This window comes from Bdellovibrio sp. KM01, from assembly GCF_013752535.1.
Taxonomy (GTDB): domain Bacteria; phylum Bdellovibrionota; class Bdellovibrionia; order Bdellovibrionales; family Bdellovibrionaceae; genus Bdellovibrio.
The window spans coordinates 1,615,475-1,633,998 of sequence record NZ_CP058348.1; the positions used below are offsets into that span (position 1 = coordinate 1,615,475).

The window sequence follows — 18,524 nt, forward strand, 5'->3', positions numbered from 1 at the left end:
TTCGCTTTTTCAATATGCTTGCAAAAAGAATATGGACAACTGGACTTTTAAGTCATTAAATAAGGGCAAAATAAATATAGGACAGCGTTGTTGGCCTCAATCCTCAATGTCATTAAGAGGATACGAGTTTGGCAAAAGGATGATTATGCATCGGGTATTTAGAAGTACGACGGCGGGCGTGTTAGCTTGTTTGAGCGCGCTCATGATTTTTTCAACACTTCTCACGGGTTGTAAATTCCAAACCGGTTGGGGATACAACAAAGGCTACGCTCCAGAGCAACCAATTGCCTTTGATCACCAATTGCATGCGGGAACCAACAAAATTCAGTGTCAATACTGCCACAATCAAGTGGAAAGAACGAAACACTCGAATATTCCGGCTCTCTCAACTTGCATGAATTGTCACTTGCAAGTAGCGACAGATAAACCAGATATTCAAAAACTGCGTGATGCATACGACAGCGGCGGCTCTATTGAGTGGGTTCGCGTTCACATGCTTCCAGATTTTGTTCACTTCAACCACAACGCTCACATTGCGAAAGGCGTGAACTGTCAAACGTGTCACGGTCCTATCGAAACGATGAAGCGTGTGGAGCAATTCTCTGACCTTTCCATGGGCTGGTGTGTGAACTGTCACCGCCAACCAGAGAACAAAGCTCCTCTTAACTGCTCAACTTGTCACTACTAAGGGTTTCGGAAGGTATTATGTCTGAAATGCATACTGATAATGAATTAGAGATGAAAAAAGCGTTGCGCCCGAAGATCGTGCGCGACACGAAATTCTGGGAAACGATCGAAGAAAAGATCGGTGACTCTGAATTTCAAAAAATGGCAGAGACTGAGTTTAAATCCTCTCCACTTCGTGAAAGCGACGGGGAAGACGGTTGGGCACGTCGTGAGTTCTTGAAACTTATGGGTGCATCTTTGGCTATGGCGACAGCGTCTTGCGTGCGTCGTCCTGTGCAAAAGATCGTTCCGTACAACAAAATGCCTGAAGAGGTTACTCTTGGTCAGGCGAACTACTATTCTTCTGCATTCTTCGACGGTAACGATGCGATGGGCTTGCTTATTAAGACTCGCGAAGGCCGTCCTATTCACATTGAATCAAATCCTTCTCATCCGTTCAGTGCGGGTGGTTTGAGCGCTCGTTCTCAAGCGATTTTGATGTCCCTGTACGATCCAGAAAGATTGCAAGGACCAAAACGCAACTTGTTCAATGAGAAAAAATCAAACTCTCAATTGATCGATGTTAAATGGGAAGAGCTGGATAAAAAAGTTTCTGAGCAATTGGTAAAAGGCGGCGTTGTTGTTCTTTCTGCGCCAATTTCTTCTCCTTCAACTCGCGCTGTAATCTCTGACTTCGCACAAGGCTTCAAAGCTAAGACAGTGGTTTGGGATGCTTTCGCTCACGAAGAAATCCGTGACGGTCAAAAAGCTTCTTACGGTGAAGATGTTGTACCTCAGTACTGGTTCGATAAAGCGAAAATGATCGTTTCTATCGATGCAGACTTCTTGGGTACATGGTTGAATCCGACTGCTTACACGCATCAGTTCACTCAAGGTCGCAAAGACATCAAAAACATGAGCCGTATGGTTTCCTTCGATTCCAACTACTCATTGACGGGTGCAAACGCGGATATCCGTTTCAAAATCAAACCTTCCCAGCAACTTGATGTGGTGATGGGTCTTCTTCACGAAATCATCGTGAAAAAAGGTCAATCTTCATACGCAGGTAACAGTGCTGTGAAATCTGCTCTTGAGCCATTCGCAAATACAGCTGCGAAATTGGGTCTTGATGCTGAAATGTTCGCAAAAGTAGCTTCTGATCTTTGGTCAAACAAAGGGACTTCACTGGTAGTTGCTGGTGGTATCACGACTTTGACAAACAAAGCGACGGAACTGCAAATTGCTGTGAACATGTTGAACTCTGTTTTAGATAACGACGGTAAAACTGTTGATGCTAAAGCGGGTAACGTTGCATTGTCTGCTTCATACGCTGAAATGGCGCAATTGATTCAAGATATGAAAGACGGCAAAGTTCAAACTCTTATCATGCACAAAGTGAACCCTGGTTACTCTTTGCCTGCAGCGATGGGTTTTGCTGAAGCTGTTAAAAAAGTTAAAATGGTAATCTACACAGGTGACCGTATTGACGAAACAGGTGTGTTCGCAGACTTCATCACTCCGGACAACCACGTGTTGGAATCTTGGAATGATTTGGAAATTGGTAAAGGCGTTATCTCTATCTGCCAACCAGCGATCCGCCCTATGTATGACACTCGCTCGTTCCAGTTGTCTTTGATGACTTGGGCATTCATGGCGAAACAAGGTCCAGCACGTCTTCGTGATTACGAAACATTCTATGACTACTTAAGAGTTTACTGGAAATCAGACATCCACCCGAAATACGGTAAAGGCGCGGCCTTTGAAGATTTCTGGTTGGAAGGTCTGCAAAAAGGTTATGTTGGTGAATTGAGCCGCGGTTCTTCTGCGCGCTCATTTAAAACGGACGCCTTCGCGAATATCAAACCTGCGGCAGCCCAAGAAGGTATGGAACTTGTTCTTTACCCTAAAGTGGCGATCATGGATGGGTCTTTGGCGAATGTGGCTTGGTTGCAGGAACTTCCAGATCCAGTTACCAAATTGACTTGGGATAACTACGCGATGATTTCTATCGGCACAGCCGAGAAAAATCATTTGAAAACGGGTTCTATGATCACTCTTAAAGTGGGTGACAAATCTGTTGAGCTTCCAGTTTACATCCAACCAGGTCTTCATGACGATGTTGTGGCAGTAGCTGTTGGTTACGGTCGCACTCGCGCTGGTAAAGTGGCGAACGGCGTTGGTAAAAACATGACTGAGTTCGTGTCAGTTGATAAAGCGGGCAAAGCTATCTTTGCTGGCCAAACAGCGACATTCACTAAGCTTGGCAAACACTATGACCTAGCTGGTACGTCTGGTAACTTCTCGATGGAAGGCCGTCAAATCGCTGCGGAAGCGAATTTGAAAGACTACGTAAAAAATAAATCTGCTGGTATCCATAGACACGAAACTTGGTCTATCTGGTCAGGTCACGAATACTCTGGTCACAAATGGGGTATGGCTGTTGATCTTCACACTTGCACAGGCTGTTCGGCTTGTGTGATTGCGTGCCAATCTGAAAACAATATTACAGTTGTTGGTAAGAAGTACGTTCTTGAAGGTCGTATCATGCACTGGTTGCGTATTGACCGTTACTATCAAGGCGATATCGCAAATGCGGAAGCGGTTTTCCAACCGGTTATGTGTCAACACTGTGACAACGCTCCTTGTGAAACTGTTTGTCCGGTATTGGCGACAACTCACTCAGATGAAGGTCTGAATGACATGGTTTACAACCGTTGCGTGGGTACTCGTTACTGCGCGAATAACTGCCCGTACAAAGTGCGCCGCTTTAACTGGTTCAACTACGCGAAGTTGATTGAAAAACCAATGCACATGGCTTTGAACCCATCTGTTGGTGTTCGTACCCGTGGGGTAATGGAAAAATGTACGTTCTGCGTGCAAAGAATCCAGGACGCGAAAACTGTGGCTCGTAACGAAAAACGCCAGTTGAAAGACGGCGACGTTAAAGTAGCTTGCCAAACATCGTGCCCAGCCGGCGGTATCGTGTTCGGTGATCTAAATGATCCAAACAGTGAAGTAGCTAAAATTTGGAAAGCGGAAGAGAAAGAGCGTGGTTATGCATTGCTTGAAGAATGGCATGCTAAACCATCTGTTCGCTACCTTTCTAAAATCCGTAACAATGATAAAGAATCAACTGGTGGCCACGATGGTCACGGTACTGCAAAACAAGGTGAGCACTCATGATTAAGCGTAGCCCATTAGTCCTTGGTAACAAGACTTTGAAAGATGTCAGCGATGACATCTGTGCTCCAGTGGAAAGATTCCCATCCAAAGGTTGGATCGGGATGTTCCTTGGCGCCAAAACATTGCTTCTATTTTACATCGTTATTCTTGCGTGCGTAGTCGGTATCGGTATCGGTTTGCTGGGTGTTACTCATCCGGTTTTCTGGGGTACGATGATCGTTACGTTCGTATTCTGGATCGGTATCGGTCACGCCGGTACGCTGATCTCTGCGGTTCTTTTCTTGTTCCGCCAAAAATGGAGAACATCAGTTGCTCGTACAGCTGAGGCGATGACGGTTTTCGCCGTTATGACTGCGGGTCTTTTCCCGTTGCTGCATACAGGTCGTCCTTGGTTGGATTACTGGTTGTTCCCGTATCCGAATCAACGTGGTCCATTGTGGGTGAACTTCCGTTCGCCACTTCTTTGGGACGTTTTCGCCGTATCTACATACGCGACTGTTTCCATGGTATTCTGGTACATCGGCTTGGTTCCTGACTTTGCAACTATCAAAGACCGTGCGAAGAATAAACTTCGTCGCGCAGTTTACGGTGCGTTGTCTCTAGGTTGGAGAGGTACTGCGAAAAACTGGTCACACTACGAAATGTTGTACTTGTTGCTAGCGGGGCTTTCGACGCCACTGGTTCTTTCCGTACATACGATCGTATCCTTCGACTTCGCGGTTTCCAACTTGCCAGGTTGGCATACAACGATCTTCCCTCCATACTTCGTTGCCGGTGCGATCTTCTCCGGTTTCGCGATGGTTGTGACGTTGATGACTTTGGTTCGTATCGGTTTCCCTGAATTCAAAAACTACGTAACTCTAGATCATATGGAAGTGATGAATAAAATCATTATGACGACAGGTATGCTGGTTGGTTACGCGTACGCTTCAGAGTTCTTCATTGCTTGGTACTCTGGTAACCCGTATGAGCGTTTTGCCTTCGTAAACCGTGCATTCGGTCCTTACGCTTGGTCCTACTGGATCATGGTTTCTTGTAACGTATTGTCTCCGCAAGTTTTCTGGTTCAAGAAACTTCGTCGTTCGATTCCTGTGATGTTCGTGGTTTCTATCTTCGTTAACATCGGTATGTGGTTCGAGCGTTTCGTGATCACTGTGACATCTCTTCACCGTGACTTCTTGCCAGCCAACTGGGGTATGTACCAATGGTCATGGTTCGATACGGGCGTTTTGGTAGGCTCGTTCGGTATGTTCCTGACATTGTTCTTGTTGTACTTACGCTTGTTCCCTGCGGTTTCTATCGCGGAAGTTAAGCCGGTTCTGCACGTTGGTTATGACACTGAAGGAGGGCACCACTAATGGCTGCTCAATATACTAAAGGTATTGCTGGTATCTGGCTTGAGGAATCAAAAATTCTTAAAGCCGCTACAAAAATGCGTGAATCTGGTTCTGATAAATTTGAAGCCATCTCTGCATACCCAATTCACGGTATGGAAGAAGCTTGCGGTATCAAACGCTCTTGGATTCCATACGTAACTTTCGTTGCGGGACTTGTTGGTTTATCCGGCGGCTTGGCGCTAACTTATTGGACTTCAGCAGTAGACTGGGCAGTGAACGTGGGTGGTAAACCCTTCTTCTCACTTCCTGCATTCGTACCTATCATGTTCGAATTGACGGTTTTGTTTGCAGCTCTTTCTTCCGTGGGCGCTTTGTTCTATGCGTGCAAAATGCCTCGTATCGATCCGCCGGTGATCGATCCAGACTTGAGCTGTCACAAGTTCGCGATTTTTGTTCCACACAACGACGTTACATATGACGAGACAAAGCTTACGAACATGTTCAAAGAGCTTGGCGCCGTTGAAGTGAAGAAGACGGAGTACTAGAAATGAAAAGTCTTGTTAATATGACTCTAGGTGTAGCAGCAGCAGGCTTGGTGGCGATGGCGCTAACAAGCTGTGGTCCTCGCGGCAACAAACCTAACGTTGAAATCATTCAAGATATGATGGAGTCTCCGGCGATCAAAGCTCAGGAGTACGACGAAAATTCTCCTCACCACAGTGGTATGCGCGTACCTCCGGAACACACAGTTCCTCAAGGTTTCGAGCCGTACCGCTACGCAACGGATGTTGAAGGGGCTTCTAAGAACCTTAAAAATCCTCTTGCTGGTAAAATGGATGACGAGACTCTTTTGACGGGTCAAAAATACTACGAAACAAACTGCGCAGTTTGCCATGGTTATAAAGGTGAAGGCGGAGATAAATCTGGTTCAGTAGTGTCTGCCAAAATGGCTTTGAAACCACCTGCACTTTTGACTGACAAAGTTAAAGGTTGGACAGATGGTCACTTGTACCACGTGATTACGATGGGACAAGGTGTGATGGGCCCTTATGCTTCTCACATTCCGCAAAAATACCGTTGGCAGGTTGTTAACTACATTCGTTTCCTTGAGAAGCGGGATGGTAAATAGATATGGGCGAACATAAACACGTAGATCTACATTTGGGTAAATTCGAAGCTCCGCAGTGGATGAAAACATTAAGCTTCGTTTTGATGGCGATCGGTTTGATCACATTCGCAGTGGGCTTGATTAAAAATCAAGACCGCTTGTGGACTTCCTACCTGGTTTCTTTCTTTTTCTTCTCTTGCTTGGGCTTGAGCGGTCTTTTCTGGGTAGCTTTGAACAATGTTGCGAAAGCAGGCTGGTCAGTTTCTATCCGCCGTTTTGCTGAAGCGACGACAGCATTCATTCCATTCATCCTGGTGTTTGGTTTGATCTTGTTATTCGGTTTCAAAAAACTTTTCATCTGGGCGGATCCAAAAATCATCGCTGAAAATCCAGTGATCGCGGCAAAAACAGCTTACTTGAACCCGACATTCTTCGTGGTTCGTTTGTTGGTCTTCGTTGTCGGTTGCATGATCTTCAAATGGGTGATGGTTGGTAACTCTTTGAAACAAGATAAATCAGGTGATGACAACTTGACTCACAAAAACGTGGGTCCGGCAGTAGGCTTCATCGCATTCTTCGCGTTGTTGTTCTCGTTCTTCTCTGTAGATTTGATCATGTCATTGCTTCCAACTTGGTACTCTACAATCTTCGGGATCTATTGCTTCTCTGGATTGTTCCAAGCGGGTCTTGCGTTCTTGGCGATCACGATCGTGTTCATGAGACGTTCTGGCTTGGTAAAAGGTTACGTAACTGTTGAGCACCAACATGACGTGGTAAAATACCTTAAAGGTTTCTCGATCTTCTGGGCTTACATCGCTTTCTCTCAATTTATGTTGATGTGGTACGCGAATTTGCCAGAGGAAACTGAGTACTACATCATGAGATCTTTGGGCGGCTGGATGCAAATCTCCGTAGCTCTTTTGGTCTTCCGTTTCGTAGTTCCTTTCTTGGCTTTGCTTCCGCGTGATGCAAAAAGAAACGATGCGAACGTGTTGTTGATCTCTACAATCGTATTGATCATGCAATATGTAGATATCTACTGGATGGTATATCCAAACTTCAACGATGGAGCGATCGTATTCGGTTTCTGGGAAATCGGTATCTTCGCGGGCTTTGCTGGTTTGTTCCTTCTTTGCATCATGAACTTCTGGAGCAAAAACAACTTGGTTCCAGTTAAAGATCCACGTATGCACGAGGCTTTAAACCACCACGTTGCGTACTAATTCCGAACGGAATTTAGAATTTAGCGAGTGACATTGCGTCAATAACGCTGGACTCTTCACAAAAGCCACCCCAAAGGTGGCTTTTGTCGTTTAGACTATGATTAGATTTTTCATCCATTCCAGTAATGGGTGAGCTGGGGAGTCTTATGAGATTTCTATTGGGAACATTGATGGCGGCAACTTTTCTTGTTGGCTGCGATTTTAAATTTGATTCTTTGGAGGCAACCAAAGAAGTGAAAGCCGTCAAAGCAGAGATGGCCTTTCTAAACAATCTTCAAGAGCCGCAAACGGCGACAGTCTATTCCTTGGATCCGGCTCAAAAGGGTGAGGGTGCTACAGACTTTCACGGCTTTAAAGTTTTGGGTGAGATTAAGCTCAACCCTGAAGACGTGACCGAAGCGGCCTTGGAATTTAAAGACGCGGCAGAATCTTTTAAGGATGGATTGGCGCTGCCGGGTTGTTTCAACCCACGTTACGGTATTCGTGTCACTAAGGGCGGAAAAACTTACGACTATGCTTTAAGTTATGAGTGCAATCACTTACGTGGTTACGATGGTGGCAAAGTGTATGATTTTGATGCCGCAGGAAATCCTCGTGTGCTTAAAGACTTGTTCACGAATGCAAATATTCCTCAAGCTACGCCGCCTGTGATGACTCCAGCACCAACGTCCAGCGTAACTGAGGCAAAATAACTCCCAAGTCATTCGATAGACTGACTTTTCCTCTCAAATGGAGACTCATTGTGACCGATGAGTTTCCAGATGAGCCTGTCTAAATTTCTGATTTCATTTTATATTTTCGTTCACGCCGCACTTGTGAGTGCAGGTCCGCTGGAAGCTTTGTCAGAGAAAGCCTTTAAGATCACGGGCCATACTTGCGAGCCCACGGCGGCGCAGATCGGATCCGTAAATGACTGCGATTCAAAGGATTCTGAACTTCAGCGCAACAGTAAAGATGTTAAGAAAATTACGGAGATAGCGGGACAATCTGAAGAAGATCGTTACTTTGCTTTATTGGCGCAGCAGCAAGTGCGTGAACTTCAATGTGCCGGCGATTTTGCGCGAAATATTGTCGCAGAAAATACCCACGATTTTGCCAATTCAGATCTCAAGCAGAAGTTAACTCTTGCGCGACAAGTGCGCGCAAAGACTTCGGAACTGGCGAAAAAAATCGTTTCCGATCCGATGCTGGCGACACCTGTTTGCCCTTTGAATTTTGAAGCACTTGAGCAACAAGTAAAAGGCTTTAAAAAGAAAGCTCGATATAATGCCTGTAAGGAGCTGATCTCTCTTCAGAATTCTTACAAGGTGATCGTCAGTGCGATTCCCTTGTCGGGTGCACCAGAAGTTAATGGCTTGATCGAAAAGTATTCCAGTTCTTCCGGCGAAATTTCTGATCAGGACATGATCGAAAATTTGAACGAGGCTTATTCCAAAACTCAAAAAGCGTTGGATGAGAATCGCAGCAATCTGAACCAAGTACTTGTGGGTCAGGGGGGAGCGGGCCTTGATCGCACGGCTCGCCACGATTTGTTGGCTGATCCGGGTTTGAGTGCTTCGGTCGTTAAAAGCGATCCAAAACTCAGTGGGGTATCTTGCCTGGCAAACGCTCGTTATGGTCTGGGTGCTGACAATTTAAATAACGGGGTGATGATTGGTTCTTTGTTTTTAGGGGCGGGAGTTTCGGTTGTCGGTAAGGTCGGAGCTTTCACGGCCAAGGCCTTTTCGACGGCTCAATCTGCCAGAACTTTGGGAATGGTTTCTTACAATGCTATGAACATGATGAAGTATGCGGTGATGGCCACAGACTTTACAAGTATGGCAGCCGTGACTGATCAAGCTTGTTTTAAAACAAAAATCGCAGATCTAAAAACCAGTGGTGCCTGTGTCAGTGCTCCCACTGCGGAACGAATCGAGCAGGATAACTGTATCATGGCGGCCGCTTTGACTGCCCTGGGGGTGGTTCCGCAAAAAGCCATCTCGGCGGTGACGGCAAAGGTTAAGAAAGCGATCAAAGAGGAAAACGCCAGCCAAGCCCGTCGTATCGCGGATGCTGACGCCTTCATGGATACGCGAGCTTCTGTTAAAAGAAATAACGCGACTTCGACGGCTGCGGCATCCAGTGCTTCGACAGAATTAAGACCTGGCGCCACGGCGTCTTCGGCTGCGGTTGAAAAGAAGTTGGTCGAGGGAAATATCGTTTCTGACAAACGAGTCGGGCAAGGGGTTTATGGCGCCAGATTCGTTCGCTATGAGGATGGTTCTGAAGGGGTGTGGAAACCGCGCACAACAGTTGATGAGATCGACACTGCAAAAAGTGAAGTGGCTGCTTATAATATCGATAAATACCTGGGGCTTAACTCCGTTCCGATCACTGTCATGAAAGAATACAAGGGCGAAATTGGAACAGTTCAATACCGAGTGAAAAACTTAAAAGATCAAGCCCCGAACGAAGTTTTCGCAGATGATCCGGATCAACTTGGATTCTTTGATTATCTGGTCGCAAACGGGGACCGTCATGGTTTCAATTACCTGCAAAAAGAAGACGGAAAACTGGTGGCTATCGATCACGGATTGTCATTTGGCGGCGGCAAAGGCAAAGACCCTTTTGTCACATTTCAGGGAAACGTGGGTGCTTTGGATAAGAACTTACGAGCCCAAGAAAAAATGACTAAATCCATCGAAACCGGCGGTCGCAATAGCGCTTCAATGAAAGAGCAACTGGCAGAACTCAAACGGCAGGAATCAGCATTGCAATCGGCTATCAAGGCCTTTGCTCCGCAAAAAGAAGTTGTCGAGAAATTGAAATCTACGGCGTTCGAAGACTGGAAAAAAGTGACTGACGGCAAATTAACAGATTATCAAATACAAGACATGCAAAAGCGTCAGCAAACACTTTTACGCGCGATTGAAATGGCCGAGAAAAAAATCGGTGCTGAAAGACTTTACCCAAGTGGTGATTCTTCGCCACTCATCAAGAAAAACCGTCTGCAGTTTTATTCTGAGTAATTGGTTTTTGCCAAATTCTTAAGCCCCCGTTTGTGAGTCATAGCCCCCTCTGTTGAAATAGAATCCTAGGGGGAAGCGATGACTTTGATCAAGGCAGCAGCACTTGTTCTCGTTTTTGTTTTTGGTAGAGGTCCACAATTCGCACAGGCCTCAGACGCTGGCAGCAGACCTATTCAGGCGAATTATCAAAAATTCCAACTTTATGAGCAGATCATGCGCGGGGAACTTCCCCCGCCGTTGCCATTGCCCGATGAGCCGGGTGATGGGCCAGAGGAGCCCCCCAAGCCTACTCCGCAACCACCAAGCCATCCGCCGCGACCACCGAAGCCGCCATCGAGTTGCGACCCTCGTCAAAATGTCGGGTGTGTTCGTGCCGTCTGTGATCAGCTGCCAAACATGAATTGCAGCAGCGATCAAAAAGTGAAAGATATTGCCTGTCAATGCGACGGCGTGAATGGCGAATGTGTTACTGCCGTCTGTAATCAGCTGGATCGTTTTGATTGCGATGAAAAGCGCGAGCTTTTTGCCATCACGAACATGTGTCGTGGTGTTTACGATGCCAGATGTATTGATCGCATCTGTGGCCAACTGGGAAGATTTGAATGTGATGACATGAACGACATGAGAAGAGTGACTGAATTGTGCCGATAAAAGCCTTCGTCCTCTTTAGGTGCCAGGTCCTACTTGCGTATGCGCTGCGTCATCGCCTGCGGGATCTTGTTCCGCGACCGAGAATACTTGACCCCCTTAAGCCACAGGATTAGTAATAATGTGATGCAAAATTTCCCGTTTTATTCATCACTTATCTCTCTTAAAAATGGCTCGTTCACGAGCACGCAATCATAATGTCACAAATTACAATTATTCTGCCGGATAACTCGACGAAGGTTTTTGACCATGAACCGACAGCGCTAGAAGTGGCGCAGTCTATTGGCCCTCGCTTGGCTAAAGAAACTCTTGGTGCGAAACTAAATGGTTCAACTGAAATTTCTGATCTTCGCACTGTGTTGAAAGATCAAACAAAAGTGGCGCTTGTCACCACCAAATCTCCGGAGTCAGTTGAAGTGGTTCGTCACTCGTGTGCGCATATCATGGCGCAAGCGATTCAAGATATCTGGCCGGAAGTTAAAGTGACGATCGGTCCTGTGATCGACAATGGTTTTTACTACGACTTCGATTCTCCGTTTGCTTTCACTGAAGAGCACTTCGAAAAAATCGAAAAGAAAATGACGGAGATCGTCTCTAAAGATCTTGCGATTCACCGTGAAGACTGGCCGATTGCCAAAGCAATTGAAACATTCAAAGGAATGGGCGAGCGCTTTAAAGTTGAATTGATCGAAGACCTTGCGAAAAAAGGCGAGATAACAGTTGGTATCTACTTCAATGGAACTAACTGGTTTGACCTTTGCCGTGGTCCACACATTCAGTCCACAGGTCAAATCAAAGCCTTCAAATTATTGTCGGTCGCTGGTGCATACTGGAGAGGTGACGAGAAAAACGCCATGCTTCAACGTGTGTACGCGACGGCGTTCAACGACAAGAAAGACCTGGATCTTTACCTACACAATATCGAGGAAGCGAAAAAACGCGACCACCGTAAATTGGGTAAAGAACTTGGCATGTTCTATTTTAACGAGCTAGCTCCAGGTTCACCGTTCTTCACGGGTAAGGGCGCAACGGTTTACAACTCTTTGCAAACATACCTTCGTGAATTGTATTTCGAAACGGGTTACCAGGAAGTGATCACGCCGCAAATCTTCGACGTGAACTTGTTCCATACTTCTGGTCACTATCAGAACTACAAAGAAAACATGTTCTTCACGAAAGTGGACGAGCGTGATTTCGCGTCTAAACCAATGAACTGTCCTTCTCACTGTTTGCTTTATAACTCTGAGAAGTATTCTTACCGTGATCTTCCGATCAAAATGGCAGACTTCGGTCGCCTGCATCGCTATGAAAAATCAGGGGCGATGCACGGTTTGACTCGTGTTCGTACATTCTGTCAGGACGATGCACACATTTTCTGCCGTATGGATCAGTTACAGGAAGAGATCGCAAAATTCATGGGCTTGCTGAATCGCGTTTACGACAAGCTTGGTATGAGCAACTACAAGATCTTCCTTTCCACACGTCCAGACAACAGAATGGGCAGTGAAGAGTATTGGGATATGGCCGAAGGTGCTTTGGCTGAAGCCTTGAAATCTTTGAATTTGCCATTTGAATTGAACCCTGGCGACGGTGCCTTCTATGGACCAAAGTTAGATATCATGTTTGTTGATGCCTTGAATCGTCCATGGCAATTGGGAACACTTCAGGTGGATCCGAACCTGCCAACAGCGTTCGATTTGAAGTACACAGGTGAAGACAATAAGGAGCATCGCCCAGTGATGCTACATCGTGCGATCTTGGGCTCATTAGAGCGTTTCATCGGTGTTTATTTGGAGCACACTGCGGGCCATTTGCCGCCGTGGATGATGCCGGTCCAGGTAGCGATCCTGAACGTTACGGATCGTGTAAACACGTTCTGCGAGGAATTGATGAAATCCCTCAAAGATCAAAAGGTGCGCGTGGAGTTTGACCGCCGCAACGAAAAATTGAATTATAAAATCCGTGAGGCTCAACTTCAAAAAATCCCATACATGATTATTGTGGGGGATAAAGAGGCGGAAAGCCGTACGGTTTCATTGCGATTGAGAGACGGTTCAGAACATAAAGGGATGACCGTAGATCAGGTGATGAATTTGATTAATACAGATATTAGTACAAGAAGTTTGCAGAGCTCTCTTGCGAAGTCTGCAACAGTAAACTAGTCGTCGCATTTTCGTGACGCTGGTATTTAACGAAACCCCGGAGGTTTACCATTAGCAAGTTTTCAGGAAATTTTGGAGGCGGTGGCGGTCGCTTTGATCGCAACAAGAAGGACTCTAAAGACTCATTGAGAGTGAATCGTGAGATTCGCGCCCAGCAAATTCGCGTTATCGATGATGAAGGTAACATGTTGGGTGTTATGACTGTACCTGAGGCAGTTCGTATCGCTGAAGAACGTGGATTGGATCTACTTGAGATTGCTCCAACAGCAACTCCTCCTACTTGTAAAATCATGGATTACGGCAAGTGGAAGTACGAGAAAAAGAAACAAGCAACAGCAGCTCGTAAAAAGCAAACTGTTGTGACGATCAAAGAGGTGCAAATGCGCCCTCGTACAGATCAACATGACTTTGAAACTAAGATGAATCACGCTCGTCGTTTCTTGCTAGATGGCGATAAAGTGAAAGTATCTTTGCGCTTTATGGGTCGTGAATTGGCCCATCAAGAAATCGGTATGGATGTTATCAAGAAAGCCATCGCTTTTGTTGACGATTTGGCCATGGTCGAATCTCAACCGAAAATGGAAGGTAAGCAAATGTTCTTGATGCTGGCTCCAGATCCTTTGAAAATCAAAGAGTATCAAAAAGCTCATCCGAACAAGTCTAAACAAGACTCTAAAGAGCTCGACGAACTTAAAGAAGTCGAAACAGACGACGAAGACTAGTCCCAAAAGGTACGCCGTACCTTTTGGGGGTGCGGCGCAACAAGTACGGAAACAGGTATGGACTTACTTCGATCCATTTTAAAAAAGGCAGCGCACCAGCTGCCTTTTTTAATTTCGCCAAGCATTCCCAAAAGGTGCCTGGCAATTTTGGGGCTTGGTGTGCGTTAATCAGCGAAGAGAAAACAATGACCTCAATTTCGTTTAGCTCAGTTAAAAATTCTTGGGATGTCTTTATGCTATTCGCAGTCCCGATTGGCGGAGGCATTCCCGCAGGCGTGATCTTGGCAAAGAGTCGTGGTATTGGGTGGCTTGCGATGTCTGCGCTCTACCTTATTTCTGATTTGCTGCTGGCAATCGTATTTGAACCGATGATGTTCGTGATTTTGTGGCTCGCGCGGCATCTGCCTTTTCTGCAAAGAACGATCGATATATCTCGGGATATCACGGCTAAAACGATTGCGCGTTACGGAGCGAAGCCGGGGCCCATCGTTTTGATCATGATTGCCTTTGGCGTGGATCCTATGACGGGGAGGGCGGCGGCTTTGTCTCAAGGTCATGGTTTTTTTGGAGGTTGGGCCATTGCTATTGCGGGTGATATGCTTTTCTTTTGGGTGGTGATGTCGTCGACGTTGTTCTTGAATAACTTATTGGGCGATGGCACCTGGGCTGCCGTCATCATCATGGTCTTGATGATTTTAATACCCACGCTTGTTCGGAAGTGGAAAGACAGGAATCAACCAGTTTAAAAGGTGAAAAGGCAGCTGAAGGGCTGCCTTTTTTGTTTTTGGACAACTTAGTCAGCGATGCAAGGGCCTTCGCGATCCGGTCCTGTCACATCACGGTGAGTGATGATCGCAGAATACACCGATTGAGAGCTGTTGTTTAAGATATCCATTTGAATAGTATAGTTTGTGGCATTCATAGTGCTTTTCACAGTTCTGTGGCCAGGTCTTGTGGTCGTGATCACTTCGCAGCGTTCACGATTGTAGTCGTCATGGCGTTCGCGATCGCCGTTGTGATCGTGAGGACCTCTGTCATCATGACGATCATAATCGTATTCGGGGCGACGGCATTCACGGGTCGTGTATTCAACTGTGCAGGATTGGCTGTGTTCATAGTTATAGGAAGGTTCTGATTTCACTTCCATGACACGGAACTTGATTCCCAAGTTTTGACCAGAAGAATTTTGCAGAATTTGAACCTGTGGAAAATCTTTGGCATCACGGATCTGTTCGACGGAGCTCGCAATTTTAAATGCTGCTTGTTTTCCTTGAGTCGTGTGAGCTATCAGGTAGTTGCCTTTTTTCTTATCCAGTGAAAAAGACAGATGATCGATTTCGGCACTGACGGTTTTTGAAGGTTTTTGGCCTACCAATGCCATGCCCAGGACTTGCAAAGACTCCATAAAAACTTCGCAGCGTGGAGTTTTGCGGATCAGAGCGATTTCGCGACTCGTAAGCTCACGTCGTTCAAGTTGAATTTGGCTTGCGATGATCAGAATGTCGGATTGGCGCATCAATGAAGGTCGTCCCGATCGGCAAAGGCTTTGATCAGCGCCAGAAGCGGGTGGCAAGTATTTTAAATAATTGATCACAACAGGTGAGTTGAATTGAATGCGACTGCCATCAGTCGCTGTCAACGCAAAGGATGCGTGAACTTGCGCTTCTTCAATAATTTCGTCCTGAATAAAAGGAATGCGTTTTCCCATTGCGTGGGATTGTTGTGCGCAACACAAAGCGATCAAAGACAGAGAAAATAAAATAACAGATTTCATGGTTTGGCCCCTCCCCAGTGGCGAGATGGGCCTATTGCAATTGCTTTGCCAAACTTAAAAGGTCAACTTGGCACCGTGAAAAAAGAGGATGTTGCATAGTTTAGCAACGCTTGTATTTACCGTCGTGCAGAGTAATCAATCCCGCCGCGTTCATTTCCGTAATCAACAAACCGGGATCAGGAAAAATCTCCTGCAGAAGTTCTTTAAGATCCCCGTGAGTGTAGGATTTATTCCCACAAGCTGTCTTGTGGTCTCTGGCCTTTTAAGGACTGTTCGATATTTTCCAAAGCACGAAAGCCCATGGCATCCCGAGTTTCCCGAGTGGCACTACCCATATGCGGAGTCAAAAAGACATTGTGGAACTCTTTAAGGCGCAAATCATAAGCCGGTTCGTTTTCAAAAACATCCAAACCTGCGGCAAAAAGTTTTCCTGATTGCAGTGCGCGCATCAAAGCATCTTCCTGAACCAGGCTTCCACGAGCAACATTCACCAAGACCGCATCGTCGGGCAAAAGCGCCAAGGTCTGGTCATTGATGATATGTCTGGTGTCAGCATTTCCGGGCGCATTTAAGGAAAGAATCTGGCAATGCGGAAGCATGTCTTCCAGTTTTGCAAAGTACGTCGCACCTTTTTCCAACTCTGGGGAAAGACGACGGCGATTGCAATACACGATCTTCATTCCGAAACCGCGGGCTCGATCAGCCACCGCTTGACCGATGCGTCCCATACCATAAATTCCCAAAGTTTTGCCGCTGACTTTCACTCCCAGCATTTCAGATTGGCTGAAAGGTTTTCTCCAGCCAGCTTCCATGATCTCCAGATACTCGCGCCCACGGCGGCAGGCATTCAAAAGTAAAAGCATGGCAATGTCGGCTGTGCATTCAGTTAAAACGTCCGGGGTGTTTGTCAGTTGAATACCGCGTTCTTTCGCTGCAGCAATATCCAGATGATCAAAGCCCACACTCGAGGTGGCGATGATCCTCAAACTGTCAGGAAGTTTTGCAATGATATCTTTTGTGAACTTTTGTTTTGGTACAATAATCATTCCCTGAGGCTTTTTCTCGTTCGCCAGCTGCACGATTTCCTCTGTCGTCAATTCACGATCTGAGACGAAAGCATCAAATTTTTCTTTTGCGAGGGCGGCCACATTTTTGGGAGCAATGTAGGGAAGAAGGATCGTATTTTTCATAAAGACAGTTTTATCCTTTGTGTTTTGAGTCGCAAGAAATTTTAGGCTTTTCTCACGTGACAGATTGTGAGATGCTAACCTCATCTAAAGCATCCTCTCTGGGTGCGACTTGGGATATAAAAGTCTCCCTCCAGTAACGACTTAATATAAAATTGAATAGGTTTTTCCTAGAAAAGGAGCTGAGTTATGACAACTACAACAGCTTGGATTTTATTAGTTATTGCAGGAGTTCTGGAGTTTATCTGGGCGACAGGTCTTAAATATTCTGAAGGCTTTACAAAACTAGTGCCGTCTGTTTTTACTTTGGTCACCATGGGGATCAGTTTTTACTTACTTTCCTTAAGCATGCGCGTTTTACCCGTAGGTGTATCGTACACGGTGTGGACGGGGATTGGTGCCGTGGGTGCCGTCATCGTTGGTACTTTGGTATTCAAAGAGCCCCTGTCGTTGATGAAGCTTTTGTTTTTGGGAATGATCATTGCGGGCATACTTGGCCTAAAGTTCGTAGAATAGTCCTCTCTCGGGAAATCATTGGATAATAGTCCCAAGGCACGTCATCCTTAAAGCATGCGTTTCAGTGCGATTTTCCTTTCCACACTGTTCTTAAGTGCTTCCAATGCGTTTGCGGTTATACCGTTAAAAATTCCGCGTGGTATCGCCAGTATCGGTGCCAGCGCCGTTCAATGCTTAACCGCAAAAAAAATGGAAGTCCACGGTCACCGTGGAATGAATGGTTATCCCGATAATACGCTGGCTTCATTCAAAGCGGCATTCGAGGCGGGAGTGGATGTTGTCGAGCTCGATTTGCAAGTGACTGACGATAACCACCTGTTGGTTGCTCATGATGCTATTCCGAACGTGGGAACGGAGAAATGTGGCATTGATCGCAAATCATTGCTAAAGACTGCGTTGCGAGATCTTGATTTCAAAACTGCACAAAAAGTACGTTGTGGGATTAAAAAGTTTGATGAAGAAAAATTAGAACCTATCCCTGAACTGAAACAAGTCTTCGCTGAATTCAAAGATCGTAAAAGTGCCGCGGGGAAGCCCGCTCGTCTGAACATCGAAGTGAAATACTTCATGGATCAAATCCAGTTTTATCCACCTGAAAATGAATACGTGGATCTTATCTTAAAGGTCCTTCGGGAGAGTGGCTGGACGAAGGATCGTTTCTTTGTTCAGTCTTTCAATGTCGAGTTCTTAAAGAAATTCAAAGCCAAGGCCCCGGATATCGAAGTCGTTCCACTGGTGGGTGATGCGCGTGCTGCGGAAAAGATCGCCATTGAATTAGGATCGAAAAAGGTGACTCCCGGTTTTTGGCACGTGAACCCCGAATTAGTGTTTAACATGCAAAAACAGGGAATTAAGGTCATCGTGTGGACACCGAATCTTGAGGGCGAGATTCGCCAAGTCATTGAATCCGGTGCCGATGGCATCATCACTGATTATCCTGAATTGTTTTACAAAATTCGTGACGAGCTTTGCGGGATTTAATCCTTTGGA

16 protein-coding genes are annotated in these 18,524 nt (G+C 46.0%); 14 read left to right on the plus strand and 2 right to left on the minus strand.

Going from position 1 to position 18,524, the window contains the following annotated elements; all coding sequences use genetic code 11:
* Positions 1–202: 202 nt before the first annotated feature.
* The 12 genes from HW988_RS07900 (at position 203) to HW988_RS07955 (ending at position 14,803) form a co-directional block, all read left to right on the plus strand.
* The gene (locus HW988_RS07900; RefSeq protein ID WP_255490269.1) at positions 203–688 is read left to right on the plus strand and encodes a cytochrome c3 family protein; all 486 of its coding nucleotides are present in this window, start codon (positions 203–205) and stop codon (positions 686–688) included.
* 17 nt (positions 689–705) lie between these two features.
* A complete protein-coding gene (locus HW988_RS07905) occupies positions 706–3,849 on the plus strand; it encodes a TAT-variant-translocated molybdopterin oxidoreductase (RefSeq protein WP_255490270.1) in 3,144 nt (1,047 codons plus the stop codon).
* Positions 3,846–5,207, plus strand: coding sequence for an NrfD/PsrC family molybdoenzyme membrane anchor subunit (gene nrfD, locus HW988_RS07910; protein ID WP_142699933.1), 1,362 nt, complete (start codon positions 3,846–3,848; stop codon positions 5,205–5,207). The genes HW988_RS07905 and nrfD overlap by 4 nt, the downstream gene beginning before the upstream one ends.
* Entirely contained in the window at positions 5,207–5,731 is a 525-nt protein-coding gene (locus tag HW988_RS07915; protein ID WP_181607027.1) for a DUF3341 domain-containing protein, read from the plus strand. Before nrfD ends, HW988_RS07915 begins: the two co-directional genes overlap by 1 nt.
* A gap of 2 nt (positions 5,732–5,733) precedes the next feature.
* Positions 5,734–6,315 carry a cytochrome c gene (locus tag HW988_RS07920; protein WP_181607029.1) on the plus strand — a complete coding sequence of 194 codons (582 nt, stop codon included), beginning with the start codon at positions 5,734–5,736 and terminating at the stop codon, positions 6,313–6,315.
* Between the two features lie 2 nt (positions 6,316–6,317).
* Entirely contained in the window at positions 6,318–7,517 is a 1,200-nt protein-coding gene (locus tag HW988_RS07925; protein ID WP_181607031.1) for a molybdopterin oxidoreductase, read from the plus strand.
* Positions 7,518–7,663: 146 nt separating this feature from the next.
* Complete coding sequence (locus tag HW988_RS07930) at positions 7,664–8,209, plus strand: hypothetical protein (RefSeq protein ID WP_181607032.1); 546 nt, start codon at positions 7,664–7,666, stop codon at positions 8,207–8,209.
* A 69-nt stretch (positions 8,210–8,278) separates the two neighbouring features.
* Complete coding sequence (locus tag HW988_RS07935; RefSeq protein ID WP_181607034.1) at positions 8,279–10,525, plus strand: hypothetical protein; 2,247 nt, start codon at positions 8,279–8,281, stop codon at positions 10,523–10,525.
* 78 nt (positions 10,526–10,603) lie between these two features.
* Positions 10,604–11,176 carry a hypothetical protein gene (locus HW988_RS07940; protein ID WP_181607036.1) on the plus strand — a complete coding sequence of 191 codons (573 nt, stop codon included), beginning with the start codon at positions 10,604–10,606 and terminating at the stop codon, positions 11,174–11,176.
* A gap of 194 nt (positions 11,177–11,370) precedes the next feature.
* Positions 11,371–13,335 (plus strand): threonine--tRNA ligase, encoded by a 1,965-nt coding sequence (gene thrS, locus HW988_RS07945; RefSeq protein ID WP_181607038.1) that lies wholly within the window; start codon positions 11,371–11,373, stop codon positions 13,333–13,335.
* A 131-nt stretch (positions 13,336–13,466) separates the two neighbouring features.
* Positions 13,467–14,057, plus strand: a complete 591-nt coding sequence (infC, locus tag HW988_RS07950) for a translation initiation factor IF-3 (protein WP_246845942.1) — start codon at positions 13,467–13,469, stop codon at positions 14,055–14,057.
* A gap of 233 nt (positions 14,058–14,290) precedes the next feature.
* Positions 14,291–14,803 (plus strand): hypothetical protein, encoded by a 513-nt coding sequence (locus HW988_RS07955; RefSeq protein WP_220128830.1) that lies wholly within the window; start codon positions 14,291–14,293, stop codon positions 14,801–14,803.
* 47 nt (positions 14,804–14,850) lie between these two features.
* Here the strand turns inward: HW988_RS07955 and HW988_RS07960 are convergent, their stop codons facing one another.
* Together HW988_RS07960 and HW988_RS07965 are read right to left on the minus strand one after the other, a co-directional pair.
* Positions 14,851–15,831, minus strand: a complete 981-nt coding sequence (locus HW988_RS07960) for a hypothetical protein (protein WP_181607040.1) — start codon at positions 15,829–15,831, stop codon at positions 14,851–14,853.
* A 227-nt stretch (positions 15,832–16,058) separates the two neighbouring features.
* Positions 16,059–17,021 (minus strand): D-glycerate dehydrogenase, encoded by a 963-nt coding sequence (locus tag HW988_RS07965; RefSeq protein WP_181607042.1) that lies wholly within the window; start codon positions 17,019–17,021, stop codon positions 16,059–16,061.
* A gap of 186 nt (positions 17,022–17,207) precedes the next feature.
* Between HW988_RS07965 and HW988_RS07970 the strand changes: the two genes are divergently transcribed.
* A complete protein-coding gene (locus HW988_RS07970; RefSeq protein ID WP_142699949.1) occupies positions 17,208–17,534 on the plus strand; it encodes a multidrug efflux SMR transporter in 327 nt (108 codons plus the stop codon).
* Between the two features lie 54 nt (positions 17,535–17,588).
* Positions 17,589–18,515, plus strand: a complete 927-nt coding sequence (locus HW988_RS07975) for a glycerophosphodiester phosphodiesterase family protein (protein WP_181607044.1) — start codon at positions 17,589–17,591, stop codon at positions 18,513–18,515.
* The last annotated feature ends 9 nt before the right edge of the window (positions 18,516–18,524 follow it).

Coding starts and splice junctions, on each gene's coding strand:
- HW988_RS07900 (WP_255490269.1), top strand. CDS start 203: ATGATTTTTTCAACACTTCTCACGGGTTGTAAATTCCAAACCGGTTGG.
- HW988_RS07905 (WP_255490270.1), top strand. CDS start 706: ATGTCTGAAATGCATACTGATAATGAATTAGAGATGAAAAAAGCGTTG.
- nrfD (WP_142699933.1), top strand. CDS start 3,846: ATGATTAAGCGTAGCCCATTAGTCCTTGGTAACAAGACTTTGAAAGAT.
- HW988_RS07915 (WP_181607027.1), top strand. CDS start 5,207: ATGGCTGCTCAATATACTAAAGGTATTGCTGGTATCTGGCTTGAGGAA.
- HW988_RS07920 (WP_181607029.1), top strand. CDS start 5,734: ATGAAAAGTCTTGTTAATATGACTCTAGGTGTAGCAGCAGCAGGCTTG.
- HW988_RS07925 (WP_181607031.1), top strand. CDS start 6,318: ATGGGCGAACATAAACACGTAGATCTACATTTGGGTAAATTCGAAGCT.
- HW988_RS07930 (WP_181607032.1), top strand. CDS start 7,664: ATGAGATTTCTATTGGGAACATTGATGGCGGCAACTTTTCTTGTTGGC.
- HW988_RS07935 (WP_181607034.1), top strand. CDS start 8,279: ATGAGCCTGTCTAAATTTCTGATTTCATTTTATATTTTCGTTCACGCC.
- HW988_RS07940 (WP_181607036.1), top strand. CDS start 10,604: ATGACTTTGATCAAGGCAGCAGCACTTGTTCTCGTTTTTGTTTTTGGT.
- thrS (WP_181607038.1), top strand. CDS start 11,371: ATGTCACAAATTACAATTATTCTGCCGGATAACTCGACGAAGGTTTTT.
- HW988_RS07955 (WP_220128830.1), top strand. CDS start 14,291: ATGCTATTCGCAGTCCCGATTGGCGGAGGCATTCCCGCAGGCGTGATC.
- HW988_RS07960 (WP_181607040.1), bottom strand. CDS start 15,831: ATGAAATCTGTTATTTTATTTTCTCTGTCTTTGATCGCTTTGTGTTGC.
- HW988_RS07965 (WP_181607042.1), bottom strand. CDS start 17,021: ATGAAAAATACGATCCTTCTTCCCTACATTGCTCCCAAAAATGTGGCC.
- HW988_RS07970 (WP_142699949.1), top strand. CDS start 17,208: ATGACAACTACAACAGCTTGGATTTTATTAGTTATTGCAGGAGTTCTG.
- HW988_RS07975 (WP_181607044.1), top strand. CDS start 17,589: ATGCGTTTCAGTGCGATTTTCCTTTCCACACTGTTCTTAAGTGCTTCC.